At 35.7% G+C, this 13,617-nt stretch carries 10 protein-coding genes and 1 riboswitch; of the genes, 3 read left to right on the top strand and 7 right to left on the bottom strand.

The features are described 5' to 3' along the window. Positions 1–78 precede the first annotated feature (78 nt). The 6 genes from NSQ69_RS01940 to rlmD form a co-directional block, all read right to left on the bottom strand. The gene (locus NSQ69_RS01940) at positions 79–1,560 is read right to left on the bottom strand and encodes an ATP-binding protein (RefSeq protein ID WP_341098893.1); all 1,482 of its coding nucleotides are present in this window, start codon (positions 1,558–1,560) and stop codon (positions 79–81) included. Positions 1,561–1,803: 243 nt separating this feature from the next. Beyond that, positions 1,804–2,511, bottom strand: a complete 708-nt coding sequence (locus tag NSQ69_RS01935; protein WP_063226350.1) for a M48 family metallopeptidase — start codon at positions 2,509–2,511, stop codon at positions 1,804–1,806. A gap of 94 nt (positions 2,512–2,605) precedes the next feature. Further along, positions 2,606–3,124 (bottom strand): YehS family protein, encoded by a 519-nt coding sequence (locus tag NSQ69_RS01930; RefSeq protein WP_003187106.1) that lies wholly within the window; start codon positions 3,122–3,124, stop codon positions 2,606–2,608. 376 nt (positions 3,125–3,500) lie between these two features. Further along, positions 3,501–5,519 (bottom strand): GAF domain-containing sensor histidine kinase, encoded by a 2,019-nt coding sequence (locus NSQ69_RS01925; RefSeq protein WP_002124915.1) that lies wholly within the window; start codon positions 5,517–5,519, stop codon positions 3,501–3,503. A gap of 214 nt (positions 5,520–5,733) precedes the next feature. Further along, positions 5,734–6,723: a tRNA dihydrouridine synthase gene (locus NSQ69_RS01920; protein WP_002124914.1), complete on the bottom strand. Its 990-nt coding sequence runs from the start codon at positions 6,721–6,723 to the stop codon at positions 5,734–5,736. A 201-nt stretch (positions 6,724–6,924) separates the two neighbouring features. Beyond that, positions 6,925–8,301 (bottom strand): 23S rRNA (uracil(1939)-C(5))-methyltransferase RlmD, encoded by a 1,377-nt coding sequence (rlmD, locus tag NSQ69_RS01915; protein ID WP_002124913.1) that lies wholly within the window; start codon positions 8,299–8,301, stop codon positions 6,925–6,927. A 121-nt stretch (positions 8,302–8,422) separates the two neighbouring features. Continuing rightward, a riboswitch (purine riboswitch) is annotated at positions 8,423–8,524 on the top strand. A gap of 197 nt (positions 8,525–8,721) precedes the next feature. Between rlmD and NSQ69_RS01910 the strand changes: the two genes are divergently transcribed. After that, positions 8,722–9,918, top strand: a complete 1,197-nt coding sequence (locus tag NSQ69_RS01910; RefSeq protein WP_002063580.1) for a NupC/NupG family nucleoside CNT transporter — start codon at positions 8,722–8,724, stop codon at positions 9,916–9,918. Positions 9,919–9,964: 46 nt separating this feature from the next. Here the strand turns inward: NSQ69_RS01910 and NSQ69_RS01905 are convergent, their stop codons facing one another. After that, a complete protein-coding gene (locus NSQ69_RS01905; RefSeq protein ID WP_002186818.1) occupies positions 9,965–10,672 on the bottom strand; it encodes a hypothetical protein in 708 nt (235 codons plus the stop codon). Positions 10,673–11,177: 505 nt separating this feature from the next. Here NSQ69_RS01905 and NSQ69_RS01900 point away from each other — a divergent pair. Both NSQ69_RS01900 and NSQ69_RS01895 read left to right on the top strand, forming a co-directional pair. Continuing rightward, positions 11,178–12,260, top strand: coding sequence for a polysaccharide deacetylase family protein (locus NSQ69_RS01900; protein WP_002167040.1), 1,083 nt, complete (start codon positions 11,178–11,180; stop codon positions 12,258–12,260). Between the two features lie 116 nt (positions 12,261–12,376). Continuing rightward, entirely contained in the window at positions 12,377–13,606 is a 1,230-nt protein-coding gene (locus NSQ69_RS01895) for an aminopeptidase (RefSeq protein WP_002169285.1), read from the top strand. The last annotated feature ends 11 nt before the right edge of the window (positions 13,607–13,617 follow it).

Genomic DNA, 13,617 nt, shown 5'->3' with positions numbered 1-13,617 from the left:
CGACTTTTCTCTTCAACATCAAAAAGTCAGCCTTGAACCTACAAGACTGACTTCATATTATCACCATATATTTAATTCTTATCCTTCCAATCCAGCTTCTTTCCAAGTTTTCATTTCAAACATATAAGGTCTGCCCATTGAATCATATCGCGAATTATAAAAATCCATTACTTCACTAACACCTTGACTAAATCTCTCTCCAACTAAAATTGCTTTGGTAGGTGGATCATTATCAGCAACTGCCCCATCCCAATACATAAGTAATTGATAAAACGCCAAGAGATCAGCTTCTCCTTTTTTTCCTTCATAATAAATTACAGCCTCACCATCATAAAAACGCATGTCTGCCTTGACAGCTGAATTATAACAACGATACACATTATAATTCGTTTCACTGTGTGCATTAGGGCGTGTTATTTTATGGATCCTCTCTACCGTCTCCGCTAATCGATTAAACATCTGTAATTCCCTAAGTTCGCTCGGCTTTGCTTTCGGTGGCTTAGGACACTCTTGCCGAATCCAGTTATAGAGCGCTTGTGTTTTCGGGTCTGATTCTAAAAGTGCTGTTTTTGTACGATCTGTACTCGGTAAGGCATGTTTATTATTTGAAATAATATTTACTTGTAATAAAAATCCATTAGTTGATGGGTGATTGTCTCTCGGCCAAATCTCATCTAAGAGATTATAACTAATTACACGACCATTTAATCGGATTTCAGCCCCTGAACAACGAGCACTTCTGCGATAATAACGATTAATTCCTGCTTGATCTTTAATATCTCTCCAACTAATATCTACTGAAACCTGTCCCCCTCCAAAATCTCGCTTTAAATCCTTGAATGAATTATACATTTCTCCCTCAGGTCTCAGGGACTTTATTTGACATGTTCCTTCAGGGATTTCATCTGCATCTACACGGATTGCAATATTATATTGATCAATTAATGTACTGTACACAAATCCTATATCTTCGCATAAATATTCAAAGCATTTAGTAGCTAAAGCTGTTGACCCTCCTCGTTCACGAAGAGTTAAAAAAAGGTCATTTGAAATTTCTACTTCTATTATTGTTCCTGTTCCTTTAAAAAGACCAGGCCAATATGTCTCTTTTTCTGAAATAACCTTTACTGTCATCTCTTGAGTCGAATATGGTGCTGAAACCTTTCTATATGTACCAGGAGTATCTGTAGTACTCCTGGTATAAACAGACCACGATGAATTAGTAGGGTCACAAAATGCAAAGAAATTTTTCATGCCATAGCCATGCTCGTTTAACGTAGTTGTTTGATTTCCTCTATTCCCCACAGAAAAGGCTTTTTCCAAATCCAAAATACCTGTACCTGAGTCCTCTATTCGAATAAGATACCCGTTCGAAGTCTTCTTAAAAGTTATTATTATTTGTCGAAAGCTCTTAGGATTTGATAATAAATTTGAAATGGCATTATCAATAATTTCCCAAAGTGCTTGTGATAGATTTTTGAAACTTTTCCCTATCCCTTCCCAGAAACCGTTCTCATCAACATTTGGGGCGATACTATATATTTTTAGTATTTTTTCCACATACACCATCCCCTTAACTACTTAGTTATTCTATTTATACACATGTTTTTTGAGATCTAAACTTTTTAAATGAAATTCACGCACTCATAACCAAATTTATTTATCCTTTAATAGACTAAACTATAAAAGCTATTTTTCATGTTAATTTCCCATTAATATAGGACACAGGTTACTTAATTACATTTTTCAAATAGTGTCTTCTAAAATAAATTTTGGTTCTACTCAACCAAATTAATAGTACCCCTAAACCGTCATCTTCCAACTAGATAACGCTAACCAGTTTTCCATTTCCTTATAATCAGGCATTATCTTCCCGACAAGACGCCAAAAAGAGCGATCATGATTTAAATGAACCATATGACACATTTCATGAACAACTACATAATCAATTACCCTCTGAGGTGCCATTGCTAGCTTCCAATTAAACGTTAATTGTAGATTTGAATCACAAGTTCCCCACGTACGACTACTATCTGTAATACGAATAGAACGCGGTTTTGTTTTAAAGTTACTTTGATGCTCTTTAATACTCTTCTCTACTAATACTTTGCACTGCTTATAGTAAAATCGTTTTAAAGCTTGTTGTATTTTCTCATCCTTAAGCTCATTCACATAAATGTGTAGCTTATCCCCTTCAAAAACTGCATTGTCTTGCGTAATACTTGCATCTTGAGAAATCTGTATCGGATACGTATTCCCTAAATACAGAAAGCCCTCGCCTTGATCATAATCCTTTTCCTGTGGACCAAGCGCTCGCTCCTGCATTTCCTTACGTGTTTTCTGAATCCAATCCCATTTCTCCTCTAACAATTGGACTAAGTATTCAACAGGCGTTCCCTTTGGAGCTTGCACTTCCACATTTCCGTACGAATCTACAAAAAGACGCACCGACTTTTTCTTCTTATAAGTTATATGAAAATTAATTGTCTCACCTAAATATGTATGTACCATTTCATCACCTAGTGTATTATTTTACAAATAAAAAAGAATAGGACACAAACGCCCTACTCTACCTATTATATCATTTACTGCTTTAACAAACTTATTACCCTCTATACTTTACAGCCAATCCCTTAATGAAATTCCTTGCGTATCTATCGCCGCACTCTTTGTAATGCTTATGGCCTTTCTTTCTTAATAAAGCGCCTAATTCTCCTTTTGTTACGATAACTCCTACGCTGTCTAATATATCAAGCACATCTTCACTCGTTAAAGATAGTGCTATTTTCATTTTCTTTAAAAGAAGGTTATTGGCACTCTCCTTGCTCTGTACAGGTGCCGGTTGCCCTGGTTTCGGATCTTGCTTCCCTCTTTTTAAAGTAATAAATCCATTTAAAAATGCCTCTAGCATCATCATGTCGCATGTTAATACGTACTCATCTTCGATTACATCATCATTTTCAGCTTCATGTTGTGGACTTCTCTTTACTTTTGTAAGCATATCAAGTACGTCCTCTTTCGTTACTTCCATCCCGCCAAGTTCAAAGATTTCTACCATATCTATATCTCTTATATCTAAAGCGTACCTTACTCTTTTTAATATATCGTTGTTGCTCATTGCCATTGTATTTCCTCCTGAAATGTTGATTATAGTAATGCTTTTAGCATGTATAAATTAATATCGTTAAGTTACTACTTTAACATTTTAGAGGTAGGTTTTGTAGTCTTAGGTGGATTAATGCTTTTGGGGATGATTTTAAAACAGCAAAAAAGGATGGGATAATCGCGCAAAATTACGGATGGGGATTTACTATTAATTAACACACTTAAAAATGGACTAACCTGATATAGGTTAGTCCATTTCTTTTTATGCAACTCTAATTTAGTGGGCAACTCAAACATGAATGTTACGCAAAATTCAGGTGAAATATATTGATTGTGTTTACTTAGGTTTTTCTTTTTATTTGTGGTACGGTTCACCGTAACTAATCTAAATGAGGTTATTGTTCATTATTTTCATAATTAAATTTAACAAAAAAGGTAGTGCCTTCCGAGCCTGTTTGAATTTCTATTTTCGCATTATGCCGGGTAGCAATAGCATAACATACGCCTAATCCCAATCCAGTTCCATTATCTTTGGTCGTGTAAAATGGAGTACCCAGTTTCTCTAATACTTCAGGCCTGATACCTTTTCCTTGATCCCGCACTGCAAGCACCACACAATTTTGACATTCCTTGTAGGTGCTAATGGTTAGAATTTTCCCTGTGCTCATCGCTTCTAAGCCATTACGGTATAGGTTTATTAATAATTGCCGTATCTCATTACGATTTAAAAGTAATTCTGGAATGTCATTTGTATCGACTTGAATATATTTATTTTGATTATACGTATCAATCTTTATTAAAGGAATAATATCGTGGATAATTGAATTTAAATCTAACATCTGCAAATCCGATTTCTTTGTATTACCCATTGAGAGAAATTCAGTAATAATAGAATTGGCACGGTCAAGTTCTTCAATCATTAATTTAAAGTACTTATTATGTTTCTCATAGGTGTGCTCTTCTTTTAATAACTGCAAAAACCCTCGTACTGTTGTCATTGGATTTCTGATCTCATGGCTGATACCTGCTGCCATTTGTCCTATTAAATCTATGTTGGATAACCTTTTCAATTCCTGCTCATATTGCTTTTTTTCCGTTATGTTTTTAAAAATACAACAAATACCATCATCATACGGGTATGCAATAACTTCGTGCCAATATTCATCAGAGATAGAAAAAAATTCGAAATGAACTGTAATTCGCTCTGACATTGCACGATGAAATTCCTTATACATAACTGCGTCGACGCTACTCGGGAAGACCTCCCATATATTCTTACCTAATACATCTTTTGCTGTTTTTCTTTGTGGAAAATATTGATGCTTATTTACGTACGTGAATTCCCATTTATTATTCAAAGTAAAGAATCCATCCGTAATAATTTCAATCACACTTGTAACTTTTTCATTAGCAGCAGCTAGTTCCCTCGTTCGCTCTTCCACCATGCTTTCAAGTTGATCCATATATAACAAGTTTGAAAACGTAGGAGCTGTGGCATCAACGATAGATTTTGCCAGTTGAATTTGGGAATTATCGTAATTGTGAGCTTTTCCCTCTTTGCCCACGACGATTACCCCTAATACTTCTCCCATTGAAACCAATGGAATCATCAGTAGACCCTTACTATCTATATTTTTTGTTTGAATAACCTCTTGGATCTTGGCTTCATAGCTTTTCTCCATCCAATCCGCTTCTGTCCAATCACAGTCCTTGCTTAACTTCGTTGTTTTAATCGTTGTTTTGTCTATCGGGTCTAAAAGGTGGGCAGCCATGTTTTTACTCTCTAAAATCTGTCCTAAGTAAAAAAAACATTTATCAAAACTCTCCTGTATCGAGGAACACATTGATAACTCACGGGTAACATCTAGTAACAGCTGCTTCTCGGCAATAAGGTTTTCCTTTTGTGTTAAATTATTTGCGTTTTGAATTGCGACCGCAGCCATATTTACATAAGCTTCAACACTTTGAATTTCTGAATCTGTTAAGTTCATTGGAGCTCCATAATCAAATAAAAAAACCAGACCAAATAACTCTTGCCCAAATGAGATAGGCAGGGCTAATAAGGACTTAATTTTGAACGCATCAACTGGTCTCGGATCCGGCCGATGATCCTTTGAGGTATCAGGGATAGAGATGGTTTTTTTGGTTTCAATAACTTCTTTTGCCAGTAAGTCTATTTCAGGATCAATTACCTGAGTATCGAGCGTTACGCCATTTATGGTCTCTGGTTTTCCTGCAAACCCTCTAAATGTTCCATCTTCCTGGGGTAAATAAATTCCAACAGCGTTGCACCTAACAATCTCCTCTGATATCGCCATTGTTACACGCTGCAATACTTCACGTAGTTCTAATTTTGTATTTATTATTTTTGTTATATTCGCGAGCCTAGAATATCTCGTCTGATCACTTAACATTCACATAGCCTCCAAGTTATAGGCATAATAAAATAAACATGATAATATCAGTGAAAATCAAGACCAACCTGCCATTTTCAATTTTCTCCTGTATTCTTTTCTTACCCTTGTTTTACATAGAATACCTCACTTACTTATGATACGGTTCACCTTAATTAAAATGGAACAAACACTCATAAAATCGCTACACCCTATCCCCTCTAACTTTCAAAAGTTACACTGTTTCACTATCTCCATCCTTATCAACACTCGCCTCAAACTTATCAAGCAACGCACGCACTTCATCAGTTGATTTCGTGTTCATCAATTGATTTCTTAGTTCAGCAGCTCCAGGGAATCCTTTTACATAAATTTTGAAGAAGCGATGAAGCCCTGTGATTGAACGTGGTAGTACTTCTGCATATTGATCTTGAAGGTCAAGCTGCAGTCTTAAAAGGTCAAGGTGTTCTTGACTGCTATGCTCTCTCGGTTCTTTTTCAAAGGCAAACGGATTTTTAAAGATTCCTCGTCCAATCATAACGCCATCAATACCGTATTTTTCTGCAAGTTCCATTCCAGTTTGACGGTCAGGAATGTCTCCATTGATTGTTATTAGCGTATTTGGTGCGATACGGTCACGTAATTTTTTAATTTCCGGAATTAGTTCCCAGTGCGCATCTACTTGGCTCATTTCTTCTCTTGTACGTAAATGAATAGAAAGGTTTGCAATATCTTGTTTAAAAATGTGCGTTAACCAATCCTCCCACTCGCTTAACTCTTTAAAGCCAAGTCGTGTTTTTACGCTGACAGGTAGTCCGCCCGCTTTTGCTGCTTGAATAAGTTCTGCCGCAACGTCTGGACGTAGAATAAGACCACTACCTTTTCCTCTTGATGCTACGTTCGGTACAGGGCACCCCATATTAATATCGATGCCTTTAAATCCTAACTCTGCCATACCAATACTCATTTGGCGGAAATATTCAGGAGTATCTCCCCAAATATGCGCGACTATCGGCTGTTCATCTTCTGTAAAAATTAAACGGCCACGTACACTTTTCATACCTTCTGGATGACAATAGCTATCCGAGTTTGTAAACTCTGTGAAAAATACATCTGGGCAACCAGCTTCACTTACTACGTGACGAAAAACAACATCTGTCACATCTTCCATTGGTGCAAGTACAAAAAACGGTCGTGGTAAATCATTCCAAAAATTATCTATCATTTCAAATTCAAATCCTCTCAATATGAATACAATTTCAAACTCTCAATTTAAAAATATAAAGCCAAATAGCAAAAGTACATTTGGACATTTATATTTTGTGAAAATCAGCAATACTCATTTTAACTAAAATCGTTGCTGAATGGTATTTTTATAAACCAAAAAGCAGATGGTATAGATTTTTCTATATCAACTGCTTTTTTATTATACCAACTTAAGCCAAGTCACACACTCTACATGAGTCGTATGCGGGAACATATCAACAGGCTGTACTTCCTGTGTTTTATATCCGCCTTCTTCTAGCACTTTTAAGTCGCGTGCTAATGTTGCTGGGTTACACGATACATATACGACGCGCTTTGGCTTCATGTCGATGATTGTGTTTAGTAATGCTTCATCACAGCCTTTACGCGGTGGGTCTACGACCATTGTGTCGGCGATTACGCCTTCTTTGTACCATTTTGGAATGACTACTTCTGCTTCTCCTACGCCAAATTCAGCGTTTGTCATGTTGTTTAGTGCTGCGTTTCGGTTTGCGTCTTCGATTGCTTCTGGGACGATTTCAACGCCGTACACTTTTTTCGCTTTTTGTGCTAGGAATAAGGAGATTGATCCAATTCCGCAATAGGCATCAATTACTGTTTCGTTACCATTTAATTTTGCGTATTCTAACGTTTTATCGTATAGCACTTTCGTTTGTTCTGGGTTTACTTGATAGAATGAACGTGCTGAAATCGCGAATTTAATGTCACCGATAAAGTCATAAATATATTCTGATCCGTACAGTACTGTCGTTTTGTCTCCGAAAATAACGTTTGTACGTTTCGTGTTTACGTTTTGAACGATTGATTTTACTTCTGGGAATTTCGCTGCGATTTCTTCAATGATTGCTTCTTTATTTGGCAATTCAGCTGTACGTGTAATAAAGACAAGCATAATTTCCCCTGTTACTTGTCCGTAGCGAGCCATTACGTGGCGAAGTGTTCCTTTGTTACGCTCTTCATTGTAAGCCGAAATACCGTGTTTTTCACAAATACGTTTTACTTCTTGAATTAATGTATCGTTTTCTTCCGCCTGAATTAAGCATGATTCCATATTAATGATGTCATGCGTTCCTTGACGATAGAAACCAGCTACAAGTCCACCTTCACGTTCTCCAATTGGCACTTGTGCTTTATTGCGGTATACCCACGGGTTTTTCATTCCAAGTACAGGATGAACAGGAACATCACTTAATCCACCGATGCGCTGCATAACGTCACGTACTTGTTTTTCTTTCGCTTTTAATTGTCCTTCATATGTTAAGTGCTGAAGTTGACAACCTCCGCACTCGTTGTACACGGGGCATTCTGCATCTTTACGATATGGACTTTCTTGATGAAGCTTCATTAAACGACCAAACGCGAAATTTTTCTTCACTTTAATAATTTTAATTTGCGCTTCCTCACCTGGTAATCCGTTTTTTACGAAAATAGGATATCCCTTCACTTTCGCAACACCGGCACCATCATGTGTTAAATCTTCAAACACTACATCTATAAACTCGTTTTTTTCAACTGGTGGCGTCATTTTTATACTCATTTTCCGACCTCTCTTTTTCATAACACTGCGTTACATTTTATCATACTTATATGGTCTATTTCTATTGGAAGAAAAAAAGCTATTGACGATAGTTCTCTAGTAATGTTACGCTACTACTAATTTAATACGGACGATGTTACCTCATATATAGTCGATAATATGGATCGAGAGTTTCTACCCGGCAACCTTAAATTGCTGGACTATGGGGAAAACTAATGAATATTAGCCTATGTATAAAAAAGACTCCTATTGATTAGCTTTCTCTCATAGATGAAAGTGAATCCATAGGGGTCTTTTTTTTATTTTTCAAAAAGGTCAGACATCTTACGTATGACATGAAACTTCCATTACTTTATTTTTAGTAATATAACGAGCGTTTTATGTAAAAACTTTATACGAACTTCTGAAAGGGGCAACTACATGCAATATGTAATGAGCATTATCGGTATTCTTGTCGTTTTAGGTTTATGCTTTGCTTTGTCAAACAACAAAAGTAAAATCAACTTCCGTGCAATTGCTATTATGATTGGTTTCCAAATTTTAATCGGTTGGTTTATGTTTGGCACAAAAATTGGTCAACAAATTATCATCTTCATTAGTAAAGTTTTCAACAAACTAATTAAACTTGGTACGACAGGTGTCGATTTTCTCTTTAATGGAATTCAAAGAGATTTTGTCTTTTTCTTAAATGTATTATTAATTATCGTATTTTTCTCAGCACTACTTTCTATCTTTAGTTATTTAGGTGTTTTACCATTCATCGTTCGCGTTGTCGGCGGTGCAATTTCAAAAATTACTGGTTTACCACGCGTTGAATCATTCCACGCAGTAAACTCTGTATTCTTCGGTTCAAGTGAAGCGTTAATCGTTATTAAAAACGATTTACAGCATTTTAATAAAAACCGTATGTTTATCATTTGTTGTTCTGCGATGAGCTCAGTTTCTGCTTCTGTTACAGCATCATACGTAATGATGTTAGATGCGAAATATGTACTAGCAGCTCTTCCACTAAACTTATTCTCAAGCTTAATCGTTTGTTCGTTATTAACACCAGTTGATACGAAAAAGGAAGATGAAGTGATTCAAAAATTTGATAGAACTCTATTCGGAGACAGCTTTATCGGCGCAATGATTAACGGTGCGCTTGATGGTTTAAAAGTAGCTGGTATCGTTGCCGCATTAATGATCGCCTTTATCGGTGTTATGGAAGTTGTAAACTACGTAATTAGCGCTGCTTCAGGTGCAATGGGATATGCTGTTACTTTACAACAAATCTTCGGTTATATACTTGCTCCATTCGCATTCTTAATGGGTATCCCAACTCATGATATTATCCCAGCTGGTGGTATTATGGGTACGAAGATTGTATTAAACGAGTTTGTAGCAATCCTTGATTTAAAAGGCGCTGCTGCAACATTAGATCCACGTACAGTTGGAATCGTTACTGTATTCTTAATTAGCTTTGCAAGTATTAGCCAAATTGGTGCAATCGTTGGTACAATCCGTGCCCTTTCTGAAAAGCAAGGAAGCATCGTATCAAAATTCGGTTGGAAAATGCTATTTGCATCGACACTTGCTTCTATTTTATCTGCAACAATCGCTGGATTGTTTATTTAATAAAAAATCACCTTACTTGTTTAAGTAAGGTGATTTTTTTGATTCCTTATGAAATAGAACGGAATTCAATTACTTCCTCTTTACTAATAAGTTTTCCTTCGTGTATACCTTTTACTGAAATATCAATAATGGATTTATCCTCTCCTTCAAGCTTACCCAAAGAAAATATATAAATTAAATTTTGTTCTTTTAGCATCCATTGCTTGCCATGCCAGGGCCCCGTTATCTTTTGTTCCAAAGATGTTTTTTCTTCTCCAACATACTGACATTCTCCAAACGAAGTTTTTACTATATTTTTCTCCGTATCAATTACTATATTTCGAAATAGCTCTAAGTTTTTGCTTGAAACAATTTCTATCTCATGGTTACTTTTTTGTTTAAATTGCAGTTTTCCATCACTTGTATTAGATAAACTACTATTCTCAACGGCGTTCCTAAAAAAGTTATATTCTTCTTCTGTAATACCAAAATTAGGATGATATGGCTTCACCTGTTTATCTATATGCCCCGATATGTAGTTTACATACCACTCTTTATCATTTTTCACATGATCACTCATTTTTTTAGTAATAACCTCTACTTTTTTTAAGGTATCACGATCCATTTCAATCGTCATAATATCCGCCGTAACTTCCGCATTCATAAGGCGTGATGGAATATACTCCTCCACACTATTCGCTTTACTCACTTCACTTTGACAACCGACTATGAATAGCGATATGAAAAGGATATATACTAGTTTTTTATATTTCATTTCTGTTCTCCACTCCGTACATCATTCTTACTTACATTTATAGCGGTTCTTATTATAGTCCAAGATCCTGATATTTTAATAGAAACTACTCTACATATGCAAAATTGCATATTAATAAACCTTTCTCTTACTTTAAAATTAACTTAAATTATTTACCAAAATATACAAATTACAAATGAACAATGTTATAATTTGTAAAAAATATATTGGAGGATATTATGAAAGCTCACGCCCTTTTCGACTTCTTACACTTACTAGTTTTAAGCATGAAAAGCTATTATGTATGGGGAATGCCAATCTATGTATTCATTATCCCTCTTATTTTTGTAGTAGGTTATATCATTATCAAATCAAATAAGAAACGCAAGAATACCTCTATTCAAAGTCACTAACCTACCATTCACCTAAAAATGATATGATGAACAAGGGTATATCCCCACCTCTCTTATAGCGGTGGGGATTTTAATGTAAGCATGCAACATAATACACAATAGAAGGTGATTTTATGAGAAAATATGCAGCGATTGCTTTATGTACATCTGCTATTCTAGTAGGCTGTAATACTAGCAATGTAAGCCAAGAACCTAAAAAAGAGAAAAAGGTACAAGAGGTCAAAAAACAAGAAGAGACGGTGCGGGAACAAGGTAAAATTTCTTATAATCCAATTACGCACGAATCTACAAACGCAAATATTCATATTACAGACATAAAAGATTCTTTAACCGAAGTACAATATAAAATTTGGCGCACTGCTGATGGAAAGGAAAGTGCTAAATCCTTTTCTTCTAAAGAGAAAAATCAACAATTTACACTTCCCTTTGATATAAAAGAATTTGAAGGAAAACGCGGTGAATATCAAATTGAAGCTACAGGAACAACAGAGGGCGGAAAAACTATTCCACTTACGAAATCTACTATTACTTTCGAGCAAAAAGTTCCTGTTCTTATGTACCACGCAATTGATGATTATCATGGACAAGGTATTAAAGATTTATTCGTATCGCCTGCTAACTTTGAAGCACAAATGAAGTATTTAAAAGAAAATGGTTATACTTTGTTAACGTTTGAACGCTGGGGCGATATAAATAAAGTAAACAAGCCGATTTTCGTTACATTTGATGACGGTATGAAAAATAATATGAATGCATTTCATGTTTTACAAAAACTAAAAGACGATACATTTAAACCAGCGGCAACAGAATATATGATTGTTGATAACGTTGATGTAGAAGGAGCTCTTTCTACATCTGAAATAAAAGAAATGGTTGATTCAGGTATTTTTTCTGTACAATCTCACACAGCAACACACGCAGACTTGCCGAAAATTACAAACTATGATGAAGAGTTAAAAGGATCAAAAGAAAAGCTAGAGAAAATAACAGGTAAGCCTGTTATCGCAATTGCTTATCCTTTCGGTCATGTAGATGATAAAGTTGTCGCAGAAACAAAGAAACACTATCAATTTGCAACAACAACGAAGCCTGGACAATTCATTACGAAGGGTGAACCTGATGAGTTGTTAAAAATGAAGCGTGTTCGCATACACCATACAACGACTGTAGAACAATTTGCTTCTTCGATTAAATAACTATTAGAGCTCAATACATTTTGAGCTCTCTTTTTACGTTATATTTATATATATTTTTAGAATTTTCTTGTATTATATATAGTAAGAAATCTTTCAAACTAAAGGAGATTATACATATGTCATTTGAACAAACGTTAGAGAAATATGCTGCCCTTGCAGTCAATGTTGGTGTTAATATTCAACCCGGACAAACTTTATCAATCAGTGCACCTCTTGAGGCTGTACAGTTTGTACGCCTAGTTACAGAAAAAGCATATAAATCTGGTGCAAAACACGTATATGTTGATTGGAATGATGAGACGTTAACACGCTTAAAGTTCGATCTAGCTCCTGAAGAAGCTTTCTCTGAATTCCCTTCTTGGAAAGCACATGCTCGTGAAGAATTAGCAAAAGAAGGCGCTGCATTTATGTCCATCTATGCAGAGAATCCTGATCTATTAAAAGGTGTAGAACCAAAGAAAATTGCAACAGCTCATAAAGTAGCTGGAGAAGCGATGAAAGTATACCGTGATTATGTACAAGCAGATAAAGTAAGCTGGTGCGTAATTTCTGTTCCTACGAAAGAATGGGCTGCAAAAGTATTCCCTGACGTAGCGCCAGAAGAACAAGAAACAAAACTATGGGATGCTATCTTCAAAGCTACTCGTGCTGATTTAGAAAATCCTGTGGAAGCATGGAAAGAACATGATGAAACACTACATACAAAAGTAGATTACTTAAACGAAAAACATTATAAAGCTCTTCACTATACAGGCCCTGGAACAGACTTAACAATCGAACTTCCAGAGAAGCATGTATGGGCTGGTGCTGGTAGCTTAAATGAAAAGAACGTAGCATTTATGGCTAACATTCCAACTGAAGAGGTATTTACAATGCCTCTTAAAACAGGTGTGAACGGCCAAGTATCTAGCACAAAACCGTTAGCATTTGCAGGTAATATTATTGATAACTTTACATTAACATTCGAAAACGGACGTATCGTAGACTATAAAGCTGAATCTGGTGAAGAGGCTTTAAAACATTTAGTAGAAACAGATGAAGGTTCTCACTTCTTAGGCGAAGTAGCTTTAGTACCTCATGATTCACCAATTTCAAACACAAATATTTTATTCTACAATACGCTATTTGATGAAAATGCATCTTGCCACCTTGCAATCGGAAATGCTTATGCATTTAACTTAATTGGCGGAAAAACAATGTCTAAAGAAGAACTTGCTGAAAATGGCGCAAATGCTAGTATTACACACGAAGACTTCATGATTGGATCAGCTGAGCTTGATATCGACGGCATTACAGCTGATGGAAGACATGAGCCGATCTTCCGTAAAGGTAACTGGGCGTTTTAATAAAAATAAAA

The sequence above is a fragment of the Bacillus sp. FSL R10-2201 genome (assembly GCF_038008665.1).
Taxonomy (GTDB): domain Bacteria; phylum Bacillota; class Bacilli; order Bacillales; family Bacillaceae_G; genus Bacillus_A; species Bacillus_A mycoides.
Note: the sequence above shows the minus strand (reverse complement) of the source record. Positions and strands in the feature narration are given on the sequence as shown.